Source organism: Inmirania thermothiophila (genome assembly GCF_003751635.1).
GTDB lineage: Bacteria > Pseudomonadota > Gammaproteobacteria > DSM-100275 > DSM-100275 > Inmirania > Inmirania thermothiophila.
Genome location: NZ_RJVI01000002.1, coordinates 162,229 through 180,532, shown reverse-complemented (window position 1 = coordinate 180,532; position 18,304 = coordinate 162,229). Strand labels below are relative to the sequence as shown.

The 18,304-nt window shown below is 73.4% G+C and carries 17 protein-coding genes; 8 read left to right on the top strand and 9 right to left on the bottom strand.

Annotation, left to right across the window (positions count from 1 at the left end; translation table 11 throughout):
* Positions 1-20 precede the first annotated feature (20 nt).
* From sdhA to sdhC, 3 genes are read right to left on the bottom strand one after another with little or no spacing between them, the layout of a single operon-like run.
* Complete coding sequence (gene sdhA, locus EDC57_RS06500) at positions 21-1,781, bottom strand: succinate dehydrogenase flavoprotein subunit (RefSeq protein ID WP_123401094.1); 1,761 nt, start codon at positions 1,779-1,781, stop codon at positions 21-23.
* Complete coding sequence (gene sdhD / locus EDC57_RS06495; protein WP_123401093.1) at positions 1,781-2,119, bottom strand: succinate dehydrogenase, hydrophobic membrane anchor protein; 339 nt, start codon at positions 2,117-2,119, stop codon at positions 1,781-1,783. The genes sdhA and sdhD overlap by 1 nt, the downstream gene beginning before the upstream one ends.
* Complete coding sequence (gene sdhC, locus EDC57_RS06490) at positions 2,116-2,499, bottom strand: succinate dehydrogenase, cytochrome b556 subunit (RefSeq protein WP_123401092.1); 384 nt, start codon at positions 2,497-2,499, stop codon at positions 2,116-2,118. Before sdhC ends, sdhD begins: the two co-directional genes overlap by 4 nt.
* A gap of 167 nt (positions 2,500-2,666) precedes the next feature.
* Between sdhC and ygfZ the strand changes: the two genes are divergently transcribed.
* Together ygfZ and EDC57_RS06480 are read left to right on the top strand one after the other, a co-directional pair.
* A complete protein-coding gene (gene ygfZ, locus EDC57_RS06485; protein WP_123401091.1) occupies positions 2,667-3,716 on the top strand; it encodes a CAF17-like 4Fe-4S cluster assembly/insertion protein YgfZ in 1,050 nt (349 codons plus the stop codon).
* Positions 3,717-3,740: 24 nt separating this feature from the next.
* On the top strand, positions 3,741-4,577 hold the full coding sequence (locus EDC57_RS06480) for an HDOD domain-containing protein (RefSeq protein WP_123401090.1): 837 nt from the start codon (positions 3,741-3,743) through the stop codon (positions 4,575-4,577).
* A 22-nt stretch (positions 4,578-4,599) separates the two neighbouring features.
* Here the strand turns inward: EDC57_RS06480 and lysS are convergent, their stop codons facing one another.
* The 6 genes from lysS to alaC form a co-directional block, all read right to left on the bottom strand.
* Positions 4,600-6,087, bottom strand: coding sequence for a lysine--tRNA ligase (gene lysS / locus EDC57_RS06475; protein ID WP_123401089.1), 1,488 nt, complete (start codon positions 6,085-6,087; stop codon positions 4,600-4,602).
* Positions 6,087-7,182 (bottom strand): peptide chain release factor 2 gene (gene prfB, locus EDC57_RS06470; RefSeq protein WP_123401088.1). Its coding sequence is split into 2 segments (ribosomal slippage): positions 6,087-7,109 and positions 7,111-7,182, totalling 1,095 coding nucleotides; the frame shifts between segments, so codons are not numbered across the junction. Before prfB ends, lysS begins: the two co-directional genes overlap by 1 nt.
* A gap of 64 nt (positions 7,183-7,246) precedes the next feature.
* The gene (locus tag EDC57_RS06465) at positions 7,247-8,170 is read right to left on the bottom strand and encodes a hypothetical protein (protein WP_123401087.1); all 924 of its coding nucleotides are present in this window, start codon (positions 8,168-8,170) and stop codon (positions 7,247-7,249) included.
* Between the two features lie 2 nt (positions 8,171-8,172).
* Positions 8,173-9,267, bottom strand: a complete 1,095-nt coding sequence (thrC, locus tag EDC57_RS06460) for a threonine synthase (RefSeq protein ID WP_123401086.1) — start codon at positions 9,265-9,267, stop codon at positions 8,173-8,175.
* Positions 9,264-10,574: a homoserine dehydrogenase gene (locus tag EDC57_RS06455; protein WP_123401085.1), complete on the bottom strand. Its 1,311-nt coding sequence runs from the start codon at positions 10,572-10,574 to the stop codon at positions 9,264-9,266. Before EDC57_RS06455 ends, thrC begins: the two co-directional genes overlap by 4 nt.
* Positions 10,571-11,776 carry an alanine transaminase gene (alaC, locus tag EDC57_RS06450; RefSeq protein WP_123401084.1) on the bottom strand — a complete coding sequence of 402 codons (1,206 nt, stop codon included), beginning with the start codon at positions 11,774-11,776 and terminating at the stop codon, positions 10,571-10,573. Before alaC ends, EDC57_RS06455 begins: the two co-directional genes overlap by 4 nt.
* Before the next feature lie 142 nt (positions 11,777-11,918).
* Here alaC and EDC57_RS06445 point away from each other — a divergent pair, with 142 nt between their 5' ends.
* From EDC57_RS06445 to EDC57_RS06420, 6 genes are all read left to right on the top strand, one after another.
* A complete protein-coding gene (locus tag EDC57_RS06445; RefSeq protein ID WP_123401083.1) occupies positions 11,919-12,287 on the top strand; it encodes an Mth938-like domain-containing protein in 369 nt (122 codons plus the stop codon).
* Positions 12,288-12,366: 79 nt separating this feature from the next.
* A complete protein-coding gene (dksA, locus tag EDC57_RS06440; RefSeq protein ID WP_123401082.1) occupies positions 12,367-12,813 on the top strand; it encodes an RNA polymerase-binding protein DksA in 447 nt (148 codons plus the stop codon).
* On the top strand, positions 12,810-13,727 hold the full coding sequence (gene gluQRS / locus EDC57_RS06435; RefSeq protein WP_123401825.1) for a tRNA glutamyl-Q(34) synthetase GluQRS: 918 nt from the start codon (positions 12,810-12,812) through the stop codon (positions 13,725-13,727). Before dksA ends, gluQRS begins: the two co-directional genes overlap by 4 nt.
* Positions 13,728-13,755: 28 nt before the next feature.
* The gene (locus tag EDC57_RS06430; protein WP_123401081.1) at positions 13,756-13,950 is read left to right on the top strand and encodes a UTP--glucose-1-phosphate uridylyltransferase; all 195 of its coding nucleotides are present in this window, start codon (positions 13,756-13,758) and stop codon (positions 13,948-13,950) included.
* Positions 13,940-16,888: an ATP-binding protein gene (locus tag EDC57_RS06425; RefSeq protein ID WP_123401080.1), complete on the top strand. Its 2,949-nt coding sequence runs from the start codon at positions 13,940-13,942 to the stop codon at positions 16,886-16,888. The genes EDC57_RS06430 and EDC57_RS06425 overlap by 11 nt, the downstream gene beginning before the upstream one ends.
* Positions 16,889-16,891: 3 nt before the next feature.
* Entirely contained in the window at positions 16,892-18,250 is a 1,359-nt protein-coding gene (locus tag EDC57_RS06420) for a sigma-54-dependent transcriptional regulator (protein ID WP_123401079.1), read from the top strand.
* Positions 18,251-18,304: the final 54 nt, after the last annotated feature.

Below are 18,304 nucleotides of genomic sequence, written 5' to 3'. Positions count from 1 at the left end.
CGACGCCTCCGGGGTCCTGCTCAGTACACCCGCTTCTTGGGCGGGAAGGGGTCGACGGTCAGCGGCTGCATGCGCACCGGCTTGTAGTCGAGACGCCCGTCGCGGAAGTAGAGGGTGTGCTTGAGCCAGTTCTCGTCGTCCCGCTCCGGGTAGTCCACGCGCGAGTGGGCGCCGCGGCTCTCGGTGCGGGCGAGCGCCGAGTTCACCGTCGCCAGGGCCACGTCCACCAGGTTCTCCAGCTCCAGCGCCTCGATGCGCGCGGTGTTGAACTGGCGGCTGTGGTCGCGCAGGCGCACGTCGGGCAGCCGGGCGGCGATGGCCTTGACCTTCTCGACGCCCTCGGCCAGCACCTCCTCGGTGCGGAAGACGCCGCAGTGGTCCTCCATCACCTTCTTGAGCTCGTTGCGCAGCCCGTCCACGGTCTCCCCGTCGCCCTTCAGCTCCCAGCGGGCGAGCCGCTCGAGGGCGCGGTCCACCGCCTCCTGCGACGCCGGCCGGCGGCCCGGGTTTTTCTCCAGGTACGCGAGGATGCTGTTGGCCGCCGCCCGCCCGAAGACGACGATGTCCAGGAGCGAGTTGCCGCCCAGGCGGTTCGCCCCGTGCACCGAGACGCAGGCGCACTCGCCGGCGGCGTAGAGGCCCGGCACCGGGTCCTCCGCCCCGCCCTCGCCGGGGGCCACCACCTCGCCGAAGCGGTTGGTGGGGATGCCGCCCATGGAGTAGTGCGCGGTGGGGTAGACCGGGATCGGCTTCTCGATGGGATCGACATGGGCGAAGATCATGGAGGTCTCGCGGATCGCCGGGAGCCGCTTCTTGATCACCTCGGCGCCCAGGTGGTCGAGCTTGAGGTAGACGTGGTCCTTGTCCGGCCCCACGCCCCGCCCCTCCTTGACCTCGGTGTAGATGGCGCGGCTGACCACGTCGCGGCTGGCCAGGTCCTTGGCGTTGGGGGCATAGCGCTCCATGAAGCGCTCGCCCTCGCTGTTGACGAGGTAGCCGCCCTCGCCGCGCACCCCCTCCGTGATCAGCATGCCCTTGCCGGCGATGCCGGTGGGGTGGAACTGGAAGAACTCCATGTCCTGCAGCGGCACGCCGATGCGCAGCGCCATCGCCATGCCGTCGCCGGTGTTGATCTTGGCGTTGGTGGTGGTGCGGAACATCTGCCCGGCGCCGCCGGTGGCGAGCAGCGTCGCCCGGGCCTCGATGATGTGGACCTCGCCGGTCTCGATGCACAGCACCACCGCGCCCTGGACGAGACCGTCCTCGCCGCGGATGAGGTCGATGGCGAAGTACTCGTCGAAGAAGCGGGTGCGCGCGCGCAGGTTCTGCTGATAGAGGGTGTGGAGCATGGCGTGGCCGGTGCGGTCGGCCGCCGCGCAGGTGCGCGCCGCCTGCTCGCCGCCGAAGTTCTGGCTCTGCCCGCCGAAGGGTCGCTGGTAGATGCGCCCGTTGTCCAGGCGCGAGAAGGGCACGCCGAAGTGCTCCAGCTCGTAGACGATCTCGTGCGCCACCCGGCACATGTACTCGATGGCGTCCTGGTCGCCCAGGTAGTCGCTGCCCTTGACGGTGTCGAACATGTGCCAGTGCCAGTCGTCGGGCAGGACGTTGGCGAGGGCGGCGTTGATCCCCCCCTGGGCGGCGACGGTGTGCGAGCGCGTGGGGAAGACCTTCGAGACCACCGCCACGCTCACCCCCGCATCGGCGAGCTGCAGCGCCGCGCGCAGCCCCCCCCCGCCGGCGCCGATCACCAGCGCGTCGAACTTGTGCTTCTCCACCTTCATCACAGCCCCGCCACGATCAGGATCCGCGCCGCCCAGATGCCGTAGGCGACGAGGACGAGCCCCAACACCGCCAGGGCCGCAAAGCGCGCCCCGGCGTTCCACACGTAGTCCATGATCACGTCCCGGACGCCGACCCAGGCGTGCAGCAGCAGCGAGACGAAGAACAGCCCCGCGAACACCGCCACCGCCGGATCGCCCGCCCACGCCTTCCACTCGGCGTAGGTCTCGGGCCCGCCGCCGACGAAACGCAGCCCCAGGTAGACGAGATAGACGGCGAGATAGACGGCCGTGACGCGCTGGCTCACCCAGGCGCGCAGGCCCGCGGCCCTGCGGCTCATACGAACACCCCCAGCAGTCCCAGGATCGCCCCCACCAGGCCCACCGCCAGCACCACCTTGGCGCTCAATCGGGCCTGCTCCTTCTCCACCCCGACGTCGACGTCGATGAGCAGGTAGCGGATGCCCGCCGCCAGGTGGTGGAAGAGCGCCCAGGCCAGCACGATGGAGACCAGCCAGGCGAACCACCCGCCGGCGGCCTCGGCGGCGCGGGCGAAGCCCGCCTCGCCCCGCAGCGACAGGTCCAGCAGCCACAGCAGGACCGGGATGAACAGGAACAGCAGCACCCCGGAGATGCGGTGGGCGATGGAGCTGATGCCGACGATGGGCAGGCGGAAGCGGAACAGGTCCAGGTTCACTGGCCGGTCGGTCTGGACTGGCATGGATGCCCCCCGTCTGTGTGTTGGTGGATGCCTGCTCCCCCGGCGGAGAAGCGCCGGAATTTTAGGCCCTTATTCCGCCATAAGCAAATGTGATCAGCGCGGACGGCCCTCCTGACAGCGCCGCGGGGATTGATCTACCATGGGCCGACCCCAGCGAGGATCGTGCAATGCAGCAGGATTGGCAAGCCTGGCTGGACGGCCGTGGCGCCCGCCGCGACGAGGCCGGCGCCGTGCGTGACTTCGGCGCCCCCGAAGCGGCGCAACGCCGCGCGTGGGAGGACGCGGCGCTTCTCGCCCTCGACGCCCTCGGCGTCGTCCGGGTCACGGGGCGCGACGCCCGCACCCTGCTCCAGGGGCAGCTCACCTGCGACCTGGCCGAGCCTGCGCCGGGGCGGCTTCGCCTCGGCGCCCACTGCAACCACCAGGGGCGCGTCCTCGCGGTGATGCGCATCCTGGAGGACGAGGACGGCTTCTGCCTCGTGCTGCCGGCGGGCCTCGTCGACCCCCTCGCCCGCCGCCTGGCGATGTTCGTGCTCCGCTCCGACGCCCGCGTCGCCCCCGCGCCGGACCGGGTGGTGACGGGCGTCATGGGGCCGGCCGCCCCCCGGATTCTGGCCGCGGCCGGCGCGGCACCGCCGCCCGAGCCCGGCGCGGTGGGCCGCGGCGACGGCCTGGTGCTCGCGCGGGTGGAGGGGGCGCCGCCGCGGATCCTCGTGCTGGGCCCTGCGGATGCCCAGATCGCCCTCTGGGAGCGGCTCGCCGCCCACGCCGCGCAGGCGGGCCCGGATCCCTGGTTCCTGGGCGAGATCCGGGCCGGCGTCGGCCACGTCTTTCCCGCCACCAGCGCCGCCTTCCTGCCGCAGATGCTCAATCTCGAGCTGGTGGGCGGGGTGAGCTTCCGCAAGGGCTGCTACAGCGGCCAGGAGGTGGTGGCGCGGGCGCAGTTCCTGGGCGAGGTCAAGCGGCGCATGGTGCGCGTGGCGCTCCCCGCCGCCGCCGCGCCCGGCGACGAGGTCTTCACCGCGGACGGCCAGGCCGCGGGGCGCATCGTCGACGCCCGCCCCACCCCCGAGGGCGGCCACGAGGCCCTGGCGGTGCTCACCGCCGCCGCGCGCGAGGCCGGCCGCGTCCGCCTCGGCACCGCCGGGGGGCCGGCGCTGACGCTGCTGCCCCTGCCCTATCCGATCCGCCATCTGGTGCCCGGGAAGGACGCCTGACCCCCGGGCCGGAAGGAGACCGCCATGCCCGTCGACGCCGCCGCCTACATCGAGCGCATCCGCGAGGACCTGGAGGCCGATCGCCTCGTCCTCCCGACCCTGCCGGAGGTGGCGCTGCGGGTGCGGGAGGTGGTGGACGATCCCGATGCCGACGCCGACGCCATCGCCGAGGCCGTGGCCCAGGACGGCGCCCTGGCGGCGCGGCTGGTGCAGGTGGCCAACAGCCCCCTCTACCGCGCCGCCCGCCCCATCGAGGACCTGCACACCGCGGTCACCCGCCTCGGGCTCGGGGTGGTGCGCAACCTCGTCACCAGCTTCGCCATGCGGCAGATCTTCCAGCCCACCACCGAGGCGGTAGACGAGGCCCTGCGGGCGCTGTGGGCGCACGGCGTCGAGGTGGCCGCGATCAGCGCCGCGCTGGCCAAGGCGCGGCCGGGGTTCCGCAGCGACGAGGCCCTGCTCGCCGGGCTCGTCCACGACATCGGCAAGCTGCCGGTGCTGGCCCTGGCCGAGCTCGAGCCGGACCTCGGCGGCGATCCCGTCCTCCTCGCCGAGGTCCTCTCCACCACCCACGCCGAGCTCGGGCGCGCCATCCTCGAGGCCTGGGACTTCCCCGAGGCGCTGGTGAAGGTGGCCGCCGAACACGACGATCTCGAGCGCAAGGCCACCGAGGCCGACTACGTGGACATCGTCCAGGTGGCCAATCTCCAGGCCTACCTCGGCACCGACCACCCCTGGGGCCGGCTCGACTGGAGCGGCATCGGCGCCTTCGACCGCCTCGGCATCGACACCACGGTGGAGGAGGTGGACATCGGCGCCGACCCGGAGCAGGTGGCCGCGGCCCGCGAGCTGGTGGGCTGATGCGGGCGGGGCGGGAGCCGCCTCAGCGCTCGGGCCGCATGTGGGGGAAGAGGATCACGTCGCGGATCGAGGGCGCGTCGGTGAGCAGCATCACCAGGCGGTCGATGCCGATGCCCTCGCCCGCGGTCGGCGGCAGGCCGTACTCCAGCGCGCGCACGTAGTCGGCATCGTAGGGCATGGCCTCGTCGTCGCCCGCGGCGCGCTCGGCGGCCTGGCGGCGGAAGCGCTCGGCCTGGTCCTCGGGGTCGTTGAGCTCGGAGAAGCCGTTGGCGATCTCGCGCCCGGCGATGAAGAGCTCGAAGCGGTCCGTGACCTCGGGGTCGGTGTCGCTGCGGCGCGCCAGCGGCGAGACCTCGGTGGGGTAAGCCGTGATGAAGGTGGGATCCTGGAGCCGGTCCTCCACCGTGCGCTCGAAGATCTCCACCAGCAGCTTGCCCGCGCCCCAGGACGGCTTGACCTCCGCGCCCAGGGCCTCGGCATGGGCGGCGAGCCGCGCGCGGTCGCGCAGCGCGTCCGCGTCCAGCCCGGGGTTGTGGGCGAGCACCGCCTCGGCCACGCTCATGCGCGCGAAGGGCCTGCCGAAGTCGATCTCGCGCCCCTGGTAGGTGACCGCCGTACCGCCGGTGACCGCCTCGGCCAGCTCGCGCAGCATGGTCTCGGTCAGGTCCATCAGGTCGCGGTAGTCCGCATAGGCCTGATAGAACTCCAGCATCGTGAACTCGGGGTTGTGCTGGGTGGAGAGGCCCTCGTTGCGGAAGTTGCGGTTGATCTCGTAGACGCGCTCGAAGCCCCCCACCACCAGGCGCTTGAGGTAGAGCTCGGGGGCGATGCGCAGGTAGAGGTCCATGTCGAGGGCGTTGTGGTGGGTGACGAAGGGCCGCGCCGCCGCGCCGCTCGGCAGCACCTGCAGCATCGGCGTCTCCACCTCCAGGAAGCCCCGCGCGTCGAGGAAGCGGCGGATGAAGCGCACGGTCTCGCTGCGGATGCGGAAGCGCTCGCGGGAGACCTCGTTGACCAGCAGATCCACGTAGCGCTGGCGGTAGCGCTGCTCGGTGTCGGTCAGGCCGTGGAACTTCTCGGGCAGGGGCCGCAGCGACTTGACCAGAAGCCGCAGGGTCTCGACCCGCACCGAGAGCTCGCCGGTGCGGGTGCGAAAGAGCGTCCCCTCGGCGCCGACGATGTCGCCCACGTCCCAGCCCTTGAAGTCGCGGTAGGCCTCCTCGCCCAGCGCGGTGCGCTGGACGAAGAGCTGGATGCGCCCGGACATGTCCTGCAGATGGGCGAAGGTGACCTTGCCCATGACGCGCTTCGACATCAGCCGCCCGGCCACGCGCACGCGGACCGGGTCGGCCTCCAGGGCCTCGCCGTCGAGGCCGCCGTAGCGGGCGTGCAGCTCCCCCGCGAGGGCGTCGCGGCGGAAGTCGTTGGGGAAGGCCTGCCCGCGCTCGCGCAGCCGCGCCAGCTTGGCGCGACGCTCCTCGATCAGGCGGTGGGTGTCCTGCTCGCTCATCACAGCCCCTGCTTCAGGCTCGCCTCGAGGAAGACGTCGATGTCGCCGTCGAGCACCGCCTGGGTGTTGCCCACCTCGACCCCGGTGCGCAGATCCTTGATCCGCGACTGGTCGAGGACGTAGGAGCGGATCTGGTTGCCCCAGCCGATGTCGGCCTTGCTCTCCTCGAGCTTCCGCTGCTCGGCGCGCCGCTTCTGCATCTCCAGCTCGTAGAGGCGGGCGCGCAACTGCTTCATGGCGCGGTCCTTGTTCTGGTGCTGGCTGCGCTCGCTCTGGCACTGCACGACGATGCCCGTCGGCAGGTGGGTGATGCGCACCGCCGACTCGGTGCGGTTGACGTGCTGCCCGCCGGCGCCGCTGGCGCGGTAGACGTCGATGCGCAGGTCGGCGGGGTTGATCTCGATCTCGATGTCGTCGTCCACCTCGGGCGAGACGAAGACCGCGGCGAAGGAGGTGTGGCGCCGGTGGCCGGCGTCGAAGGGCGACTTGCGCACGAGGCGGTGGACCCCGGTCTCGGTGCGCAGCCAGCCGTAGGCGTACTCGCCCTCGAAGCGCACCGTGGCGCTCTTGATCCCGGCCACCTCGCCCGGCGAGACCTCGACGAGCTCGGTCTTGAAGCCGCGCCGCTCGCCCCAGCGCAGGTACATGCGCAGCAGCATCTCCGCCCAGTCCTGGGCCTCGGTGCCGCCCGAGCCGGCCTGGATGTCCAGGAAGGCGTTGGCGGCGTCCATCTCGCCGGAGAACATGCGGCGGAACTCGAGCTGCCCGATCTCCTGCTCGATCCGCCCGAGGTCGGCCTCCACCGAGGCCAGGGTCTCCTCGTCCCCCTCCTCGGCCGCGAGCTCCAGGAGCTCGCCCGCCTCGTCGAGGCCGCGGCCGAGGCGCTCGAGCTGCTCCACCACCCGCTCCAGCGAGGCGCGCTCGCGCCCCAGCGCCTCGGCCCGCTGCGGATCGCTCCAGACCGCCGGGTCCTCCAGCGCCTTCAGCAGCTCGTCGAGACGTGCGCGCTTGCCCTCGTAGTCAAAGGAACCCCCTCAGGGCGTCGAGCCGCCCTCGGAGCTCCCGGACGCGCGCGCGGACCGGGTTGATCTCCATCGACCACTCCCCTCTCGCGGAAAGGCGCGAAGTTTACCGCATGCAGCCGCCGCCGGCCGCCCCCTCAGCGCCCGCCCAGCCAGGCCCCCAGCCGCCCGAGCCGCCACACCCCCGCACCCGGCGCCACCACCTCCAGCAGCCCCAGCGCCCCGCGGCGTACCGCCGCACGCAGGCGCGCCACCGCCGGCGCCACGGGCGTCTCCTCCCAGCGCAGCGGCTCGCCCGCGAGCTCCTCCCCGGGCCACAGCACCGCCAGCGCATCCTCGCCGTGGAGCGCCGCCGTCACCGCCTCTTCGGGCGCGCAGACCCGCGCACCCGCCGCCCGCCCCAGCACCGACGCCATCCAGCCCCCGCTCCCCACCACCGCCCAGCGCCCGCGCACGGCCCCGCCGGCCCCGCCGCCCCACGGCCAGAGCCCGTTGATCTCCGGCAGCCCCCGCGTGCGCCGGGCCTGGTTGACCGGGTGGGCATGGAGCAGCGTCTGCGCCTCGTTGAGGCGACGGTGCCAGGCGAGGGCCCCGGGGCCCTCGGGCAGGGCCCGCGCGATGTCGGTCCCGTGCAGGGCGCGGGGTGGCGCCGCCGCAAGCTCCGCAGGCCCGGCCAGGGCGAGATACCAGCGGTGCGGCGCGGCCACGTGCAGGCGCCCCCCGAGGTCGGCGAAGGCGGGCTCGGCCGCCGCCGCGAGCGAGCGCGCCTCGGCCTCGTGGAGGCCCAGCCCGCGCCCCCAGAAGAGGCGCAGGGCGGTCATGTCCGGGAGCAGGTGCACGGGATCGCAGCGCAGCCAGCCCCCGGCCTCGACGCCGGGCAGCTCCGCCGCGGCCCCGAGGGCGGCGAGCCCCGCCCCGGGCTCGCGCCCGAAGAGGCGGCAGAGCGCCGCCTCCGGCAGGGACTCCGGCGACCGGCGGCGGCGGGCACCGCGCAGCAGGCGCCTCAGCCCCTGCGGGGGCGGGCCGTCGGTGACGACGAAGAGCGTGAGGGTCGCGCCCAACCTCAGGCGAGCTGTCCGACGATGGCCTCGCGCACGGCCTCGAGGGTGGCGTCCACCGTGCGCAGCCGCCCCGCCGCCTGGCTCACCGCGATGTCCGGGTCCTTGAGGCCGTGGCCGGTCAGGGTGCAGACCACGACGCTGCCGGGCCGGATCCGCCCCTCGGCGATGTCGTGCAGGGCGCCGGCGACGGAGACCGCCGAGGCGGGCTCGCAGAAGATGCCCTCGCGCTCGGCCAGCAGACGCTGGGCGGCGAGGATCGCCTCGTCGTCGAAGGCGGCGAACCAGCCGCCCGAATCCTCCTGGGCGGCCTTGGCCTTGTCCCAGCTCTGGGGGTTGCCGATGCGGATCGCGGTGGCCACGGTCTCGGGCCGGGCCACCGGTCCGCCGCGCACGAAGGGCGCCGCCCCCGCCGCCTGGTAGCCCACCATGCGCGGGCGGCGGGCGATCAGCCCGTCGGCGTGGTACTCGCAATAGCCCATCCAGTAGGCGCTGATGTTGCCGGCGTTGCCCACCGGGAGGCAGTGGTAGTCGGGGGCGCGGCCGAGGTCGTCCACCACCTCGAAGGCGGCGGTCTTCTGCCCCTGCAGCCGGTACGGGTTGACGGAGTTGACCAGGGTCACCGGCTCGGTGGCGGCCAGCTCGCGCACCAGGCGCATGCCGTCGTCGAAGTTGCCGCGGATCTGGATCACCTCGGCGCCGTGCATGACCGCCTGGGCGAGCTTGCCGAGCGCGATCTTGCCGTCCGGGATGAGGACGAAGGCGCGGATGCCGGCGCGGGCGGCGTAGGCCGCCGCGGAGGCCGAGGTGTTGCCCGTGGAGGCGCAGAGGATCGCGCGGCTGCCGTCGTTGACCGCGCGCGTCACCGCCACGGTCATGCCGCGGTCCTTGAACGAGCCCGTAGGGTTGAGGCCCTCGTACTTGACGTAGATGTCGCAGCCGCGGCCGTACTCGCGGGCGATGTTGCCGAGGCGGATGAGGGGCGTGGCCCCCTCGCCGAGGCTGATCACCCGCTCGTCGTCGGCCACCGGCAGGCGGTCGCGGTAGCGGTGGATGAGGCCGGCGTAGCGGCCGCCGGCACCGGTGAGGATCCTGCTCATTCGAAACTCTCCAGGCGGATGCGGCAGATCCCGGCGCGCATGCAGGCGAGCCCCCGCATCCGCGTCAGGGCGCGCTCCACCTGCCCCTCGCGCACCCGGTGCGTGAGCATGATGAGCGGCACGTCGGCGGCCCCCGCCGCCGGCTCCTTCTGCAGCACCGCCTCGATGCTGATGCCCTCCTCGCCGAGGATGCGCGCGATCTCGGCCAGCACCCCGGGGCGGTCCTCCACCTGCATGCGCAGGTAGTAGCGGCTCTCCACCTCGGCCATGGGCACCACCGCGAGGTCGGCGAGGGCGTCGGGCTGGAAGGCCAGATGCGGGACGCGGTTGCCGGGGTCGGCGGTGAGCGCCCGCGTGACGTCCACCAGGTCCGCCACCACCGCCGACGCCGTGGGATCGGCGCCGGCGCCGGCGCCGTAGAAGAGCGTGGTGCCGACGGCGTCGCCCTCCACCAGCACGGCGTTCATGACCCCGTCGACGGAGGCGATGAGCTCGCGTGCCGGAACCAGCGTCGGGTGCACGCGCAGCTCCACGCCGCGTCCGGTGCGCCGGGCGATGCCGAGGTGCTTGATGCGGTAGCCGAGCTCGGCGGCGAAGGCGACGTCGGCCCGGCTCACGCCGCGGATCCCCTCCACGTGCACGCGCTCGTACTGGAGCGGGATGCCGAAGGCGAGCGAGCCGAGGATGGTGAGCTTGTGGGCGGCGTCGATGCCGTCGATGTCGAAGCTGGGGTCGGCCTCGGCGTAGCCGAGCCGCTGCGCCTCGGCGAGCACCGCCTCGAACTCGGCCCCCTCCTCGCGCATCGCGGTGAGGATGTAGTTGCAGGTGCCGTTGATGATCCCCGCCACCTGCCGCAGGCAGTTGCCGGCGAGGCCCTCGCGCACCGCCTTGATCACCGGGATGCCGCCGGCGACGGCGGCCTCGAAGGCCACCATCACCCCGCGCTCGTGGGCGGCGGCGAAGATCTCGTTGCCGTGGTGGGCGATGAGCGCCTTGTTGGCCGTGACCACGTGGCGCCCGCGCTCGATGGCGGCGAGCACGAGCGAGCGCGCCGGCTCCAGCCCCCCGATGAGCTCCACCACGATGTCCACCGCGGGGTCCGCCACCACCTCCTCCGGGCGGGTGGTCAGGCGCAGGCCGTCGACGGGGCAGCTCCGGGGCCGCGCCGGGTCGCGCACCGCCGCCGCCACCGGCTCGATGGCGCGGCCCGCGCGGCGGATGATCTCCTCGCGGTTGCGCCGCAGCACGTCGACGGTGCCGCAGCCCACCGTGCCCAGCCCCAGCAGACCGACCCGCACCGGCCTCATGCCCGGGCCTCCGCCGCCGCCACGCCGTCGCGGCGCAGCATCTCGCGGATCCCGCGCACCGCCTGGCGCGTGCGGTGCTCGTTCTCGATGAGGGCGAAGCGCACGTACTCGTCGCCGTACTCGCCGAAGCCGATCCCCGGCGAGACCGCCACCTTGGCCTCGGCAAGGAGCTTCTTGGCGAACTCCAGCGAGCCCATGGCGCGGTAGGGCTCGGGGATGCGGGCCCAGACGAACATGGTCGCCCGCGGCGGCTCCACCGGCCAGCCTGCGGCGTTGAGCCCGCGGCAGAGGACGTCGCGGCGGCTGCGGTAGCGCTCGACGATCTCGCCCACGCACTCCTGCGGCCCCTCCAGGGCCGTGATCGCCGCCACCTGGACGGGGGTGAACATGCCGTAGTCGAGATAAGACTTGATGCGCGCCAGCGCCGCCACGAGGGTGCGGTTGCCGCACATGAAGCCGACCCGCCACCCCGGCATGTTGTAGCTCTTCGACAGCGAGAAGAACTCCACCGCCACCTCGCGCGCCCCCTCCACCTGCAGGATCGAGGGCGCCTCGTAGCCGTCGAAGACGATGTCGGCGTAGGCGAGGTCGTGGATGACCCAGATGCCGTGCTCGCGGGCCACGCGCACCACCTCCTCGAAGAAGCCGAGGTCGACGCACTGGGTGGTGGGGTTGGCCGGGAAGTTGAGCACCAGCGCCTTGGGCCGCGGCCAGCTGTCCCGGATCGCCTTCTCCAGCTCGGCGAAGAAGTCGCCGCCGGGGATCAGGGGCACGTGCCGGATGTCGGCCCCCGCGATGACGAAGCCGTAGGGGTGGATGGGATAGGAGGGGTTCGGCACCAGCACCGCATCGCCCGGCCCCACCATGGCCAGCGCCAGGTGGGCGAGCCCCTCCTTGGAGCCGATGGTGACGATGGCCTCGGTCTCCGGGTCGAGCGCCACGTCGTAGCGGCGCCGGTACCAGTTGCAGATCGCCCGCCGCAGGCGCGGGATCCCGCGGGAGGCGGAGTAGCGGTGGGTGTCGCGCCGCTGCGCCACCTCCACCAGCTTCGCCACGATGTGGGCCGGCGTGGGCTGATCGGGGTTGCCCATGCCGAAGTCGACGATGTCCTCGCCGCGCGCCCGCGCCGCCGCCTTGAGATCGTTGACCACCGCGAAGACGTAGGGCGGCAGGCGTCGGATTCTCGGAAATTCCTCGTTCAACGGAGTCCCCCGGCACCATGGAGACGGCCCGGCGGGCCGTCGCAAAGGGCGAGCCGGTAACGTTAAACACCCCGCCGCGAGGGTGTCAATGACGCCGCGCGCGGCCTAGAATGACCCCCCGCCGCACCCCGCGGAGGGCGCCATGGAGATCAGCCTCGACACCGGCGGCAGCAACCTCGTCCGCAGCTACGGACCGGACCGGATCGTCATCGGCGAGCGCACCTTCCGCGCCGCCATCGTCCTCAGCCCCGAGGCCATCCTCGAGGACCGGCTGCCGCGCCGCCCCGAGGAGCTAGCGCCGGCGCACCTGGAGGCGGTGACCGCGCTCGGGCCCGAGGTGGTGCTCGTGGGCACCGGGGCGCGGCTGCGCTTCCCCGCCCCCGAGGTCACCGCGCCGCTGCTCGCCCGCGGCATCGGCGTCGAGGTCATGGACACCGGGGCCGCCTGCCGCACCTACAACGTCCTGGCCTCCGAGGGACGGCGGGTGGTGGCGCTGCTGCTGCTCGGCTGAGGCCCGCCGGGGCGGCATTGCCACCCCCCGGGGATTCTGGTATACGGGGTCGCTTCCCGTGCCCGAGGAGTCCACGCGGATGGCTGCCAAGAAGCAGAAGGACGTGATCACCGCCCTCCCCGTCAAGGGGATCGCCCCCTACAAGCCCAAGCGCGGCGAGGAGTACATGAGCGCCGGGCAGGTCGAGCACTTCCGCAAGATCCTTCAGGCCTGGAAGGCGCAGCTGGTGGAGGAGGCGGGCCGCACCGTCAACCACCTGCGCGACGAGGCCGGCAACCTGCCCGACCCCAACGACCGCGCCTCGCAGGAGTCGGAGTTCAGCCTGGAGCTGCGCACCCGCGACCGCGAGCGCAAGCTCATCAAGAAGATCGACGAGGCCCTCGCCCGCCTCGACACCGGCGACTACGGCTACTGCGACTCCTGCGGCGAGGAGATCGGCCTGCGCCGCCTCGAGGCCCGCCCCACGGCGACGCTGTGCATCGACTGCAAGACCCTGGACGAGATCCGCGAGAAGCAGCTCGGCTGAACGCCGGCGGGCGCACGCCCTGCGGGCGCTTCGCGCCCTCGCCCACCGGCCCGCTCCACTTCGGCTCGCTGGTCGCGGCGCTGGCGAGCTTCCTCGAGGCGCGCAGCCGCCGCGGGCGCTGGCTCGTGCGCATCGAGGACCTGGACCGGCCGCGCTGCGTGCCCGGGGCCGCCGACACCATCCTGCGCCAGCTCGAGGCCTTCGCCCTCCCCTGGGAGGGGCCCGTGCTCTTCCAGAGCCGGCGGATCGAGCGCTACCGCGAGGTCCTCGCCGCCCTCGCCCGCGAGGGTCTCCTCTACCCCTGCGCCTGCACGCGGCGGGAGCTGCGCGCCGTCGCCCGTCCGGGGCCGGCGGGCCCGGTCTACCCCGGACGCTGCCGCGGCGGCCTCGCCCCGGGGCGCCGCCCCCGCGCCCTGCGCGTGCGCGTCGACGGGACCGCGGTGGACTTCGTCGACGCCGTGCGCGGGCCGCAGCGCGAGCACCTCGCCGCCACCAGCGGCGACTTCATCGTCCGCCGCGCCGACGGCATCGTCGCCTACCAGCTGGCGGTGGTGGTGGACGACCACGATCAGGGGGTGACCGAGGTGGTCCGCGGCGCCGATCTCCTGGACTCCACCGCGCGCCAGATCCACCTCCATCGCCTCCTCGGCCTCACCCCCCCGCGCTACGCCCACGTCCCGGTGGCGCTCGGCCCGGACGGGGCCAAGCTCAGCAAGCAGACCGGCGCCCGCGCCCTCGACCCGGCGGCGGCCCCGCGCCTGCTCTGCGCCGCCCTGCGGCTGCTCGGCCAGGCGCCGCCGCCGCAGCTCGCGGGCGAACCCGCCGCGACCGTGGTGGCGTGGGCGCTGGCGCACTGGCGCCTCGACCGCGTCCCCGCCCGCGACGCCCCCGCACCGCCCGAGGCGTTACCGTAGGTAACCCCGATCTGGTAGGCTTGGGCCCATGAGCGGAAGGGGGGAACCCGCGCGCGCCATCACCAGCCTGCTGCTGGTGTTCCTGTTCGCCGCGCTGCTCTTCGCCACGCCCTTCATCACCTGGCTGGGCGGCCTCCACCAGCCCTGGTACTTCCCCTACCTGATCTGGGGGCTGGTGATCGCCCTCGCCGCCCTCGCCACCCCGCCCAACCATGACCTTTGAGCTCGGACCGCTCTACGCCGCGGCGGTCGCCTACCTGGGCCTGCTCTTCCTCATCGCGTGGGCGGTGGAGCGCGGTCTGCCGGTGGCGCGTCTCGTCCGCCATCCCGCCACCTACGTCCTCTCCCTGGGGGTCTACGCCACCACCTGGACCTACTACGGCAGCGTGGGCTTCGCCCAGTCCCAGGGCTACAACTTCCTCACCATCTACCTCGGCGCCACCCTCGCCTTCCTCCTCACCCCCTATCTGCTCGCGCCGATCCTGCGCCTGACCCGCGAGTACCAGCTCACATCGGTGGCCGACCTCTTCGCCTTCCGCTACCGCAGCCAGCTCGCCGGCGTCCTTACCACCGTGTTCATGATCGCCGGCGTCCTCCCCTACATCGCGCTGCAGATCCGCGCCGTCACCGAGTCGCTGCGCATCCTCACCCAGGAGGCCACCAGCGCCGAGGTGGGCTTCGGCTTCTGCCTCACCCTGACACTGTTCGCGATCCTCTTCGGGGCCCGCCACGTGCATCCGCGGGACAAGCACGAGGGGCTGGTGGCGGCGATCGCCTTCGAGTCGGTGGTCAAGCTGGTGGCGCTGATGGCGGTGGGGCTCTTCGCCTATCTGGGCGTGCTCGGCGGCGGGGACGGTCTCTGGGCCTGGCTCGCCGCCCACCCGCAGGCCCTGGCGCGGCTCTACGAGCCGGTGCGCGACGGGCCCTGGAGCGCGCTCGTGCTGCTCTCCTTCGCCGCGGCCTTCCTCCTGCCGCGCCAGTTCCACATGGCCTTCGCCGAGAACATCGAGCCGCGGGCCCTGCGCGCCGCGGCCTGGGGCTTCCCCCTCTATCTGCTGCTGCTCAACCTGCCCATCCTTCCGGTGCTCTGGGCCGGCCAGCGGCTGGGCCTCGACCTCGACCCCGACTACTACGTCCTCGGCATCACCCTGGCCAGCGGCAGCCCGCTGCTGCCGGCGCTCGCCTTCGTCGGCGGCGTCTCCGCCGCGAGCGCCATGATGATCGTGACCACCCTGGCGCTCGCCGCCATGGCCATGAACCACCTCCTGCTGCCGGCGAGCTACCCCGATCCCCGGCTCGACATCTACCGCTGGCTGCTCTGGGGCCGGCGCCTGCTCATCGGCGTCATCATCTTCGCCGGCTACGTCTTCTCGCTCCTCCTGGAGCAGCACCAGGGGCTGGTGCGGCTGGGGCTCGTCTCCTTCGTCGCCGTGGCCCAGCTCCTGCCCGGCGTCGTCGGCGTCCTCCTGTGGCCGCGGGCGACGCGCGCGGGCTTCGTCGCCGGGCTGGCCGGAGGCGCCGCCGCATGGCTGGTCCTGCTGGTCCTGCCGCTGCTGCGCAGCTCGGGCGTGCTGGATGCGGCCGCACCCTCGCTCTGGGCGGGCCTCGTCGGCGACGACCCATGGAGCTTCGCCACCTTCTGGTCCCTCGCCCTCAACACCGCCCTCTTCGTCGGCGTCTCCCTCGTCACCCGCCCCTCGCCCGAGGAGCAGGACGCGGCCAATGCCTGCGCCCGCCACATCCTCCTGCCCCCGGGCGGGCGGCTCACCGCGGGCTCGCCGGCGCAGCTTCGCGAGCAGCTCGCCGCCGTGGTCGGCGCCGCCACCGCGCGCAAGGAGGTGGGCCGGGCCCTGCGCGAGCTGGGCATGGGGGAGGACGAGCGGCGGCCGACGGAGCTGCGGCGGCTGCGCGACCGCATCGAGCGCAACCTCTCGGGGCTGGTGGGCCCGCAGCTCGCGCGCATGATCCTGGACCGCCCGGCCCTCGTCGCCGACCCCGCGCACCGCGCCCTCGCCGACGGCATGCGCTTCATCGAGGAGCGTCTGGAGGAGTCGCGCGCCCAGCTCCAGGGGCTCGCCGCCGAGCTCGACGCCCTGCGCCGCTACCACCGCCAGATCCTCTACGAGCTGCCGCTGGGGGTGTGCGCCCTCGGCCCCCGCGACGAGGTGGTGATCTGGAACCTCGCCATGGAGCTGGTCTCGGGCATCGACCGCACCACCGCGCTGGCGACCCCGGTGGCGGATCTGCCGGCCCCGTGGGGCGGGCTTCTCGCCTCCTTCGCCGCCACCCCCGAGCAGCACCGGCACAAGCAGCGCCTTGCCATCGGCAGCGGCGAGCGCTGGTTCAACCTCCACAAGGCCGCCCTCGGCGGCGAGCCGGCCGGCGGCACCCGACGCGGCTTGGTGATCCTGGTGGAGGACCTGACCGAGATGCAGCGCCTCGAGGCCGAGCTCGCCCACAGCGAGCGGCTGGCCTCGGTGGGCCGACTCGCCGCCGGGGTGGCGCACGAGATCGGCAACCCCGTCACCGCCATCGCCTGCCTGGCCCAGAACCTGCTCGAGGAGGACGACCCCGAGGCGGCGCGGGAGGCCGCCCGGGAGATCCTCGCCCAGACCCGCCGCATCAGCGACATCGTCCAGTCGCTGGTCTCCTTCGCCCACGGCGGCAGCACGGTGCGCGGGCGCCGCGAGCGGGTGCGGCTCGCCGCCTGCGCCGAGGAGGCGCTGCGCCTGGTCCGCCTCAGCCATGCCGGGCGGCGGGTGCAGTGCCGGCTCGAAGCCGACCCGGCGGCCGAGCTGGTGGCTGACGCACGGCAGATGGTGCAGGTCCTGGTGAATCTTCTCACCAACGCCTGCGACGCCTCGGAGCCCGGCGGCGAGGTGGTGGTGCGCATCGGCCGCCGCGGCGGCGACGTCCTCCTCGAGGTCGCCGACCGCGGCTGCGGCATCCCCGAGGACCTTCACGAACGCATCTTCGAGCCCTTCTTCACCACCAAGGAACCGGGACAGGGCACGGGCCTCGGCCTGCCCCTGGTCTACAGCATCGTCCGCGCCCACGGCGGCCAGATCCAGCTCGAAAGCCGCCCCGGAGCGGGCACGCGGGTGCGGGTGACCCTGCCCGGCGAGGCCCCCGCCCTCGCCTCGCCCGTGACGGAGGCCTGAGCCGTGGGTGCCCGCATCCTGATCCTCGAGGACGAGCCGGTCATCCGCCGCGCCCTGCGCCGGCTGCTCGAACGGCACGGCCACACCGTGGAGGAGGCCGCCACGGTGGCCGAGGCCGAGGCGGCCTGCGCCCGCTGCGGCTTCGACCTCGTCATCGCCGACCTGCGCCTGCCCGGCGCCCCCGGCACCGACATCATCGGCCGCTGCGGCGACGCCCCGGTGCTGGTCATGACCAGCTACGCCAGCATCCGCTCGGCGGTGGAGTCCATGAAGAAGGGCGCCGTGGACTACATCGCCAAGCCCTTCGACCACGACGAGATGGTGCTCACGGTGGAGCGCATCCTGCGCCAGCACCGCCTGGAGCGCGAGAACCGGGCGCTGCGCTCCGAGCTCGCGCGCAGCTACCCGGTGCACGGGATGGTGGGCGAGTGCCCGGCCATGCAGGAGGTCTTCCGCCGCATCCGCAAGGTCGCCGCCACCGACACCACGGTGCTGATCCTGGGCGAGTCCGGCACCGGCAAGGAGCTGGTGGCCCGGGCCCTGCACGAGCAGAGCCCCCGTGCCGACCGGCCCCTGATCACGGTCAACTGCGCCGCGATCCCGGAGACGCTCATCGAGAGCGAGCTCTTCGGCCACGAGCGCGGCGCCTTCACCGGCGCCGTCGAGCGCCGCCAGGGCCTGGTGGAGGCCGCCGACGGCGGCACCCTCTTTCTGGACGAGGTGGGCGAGCTGCCCCTGACGGCCCAGTCGCGGCTGTTGCGCCTGCTCCAGGAGGGCACCATCCGCCGCCTCGGCGAGGCGCGCGAGCGGCAGGTGGACGTGCGCCTGGTGGCCGCCACCCACCGCGACCTGCAGCGCCTGGTGGCCGAAGGGGCGTTCCGGGAGGACCTCTACTTCCGCCTGCGCGTGATGGAGATCTGGCTGCCGCCGCTGCGCGAGCGGGGCGACGACATCGAGCGCCTGGCCGCCTTCCTCCTGGAGAAGGTGACCCGCCGCCTCAACCGCCCGCCCATGCACTTCACCGAGGAGGCGCTCGCCGCCATGCGCGCCTACCACTGGCCGGGCAACGTGCGCGAGCTGGAGAACGCCATCGAGCGTGCCGTCATCCTCGCCGAGGACGAGCGCATCACCCCGGCCCTGCTGGCCCTGGGCACGCCGGCAAGCGACCCGGCCTCGACAGCTCCCCAGGCGCCGCCCGCGGACCTCTCGCTGGAGGCGTATTTCCGCCACTTCGTCCTCACCCACCAGGAGCACATGACCGAGACCGAGCTCGCGCGGCGGCTCGGCATCAGCCGCAAGGCCCTGTGGGAGCGGCGCCAGCGCCTCGGGATCCCGCGCCCGCGGCGCCGGCAGGCGCGTTGACACCCCCTGGTTATGGAAAGAAAAATACCGGCTATATCGCCGCCTGGGCCGGGC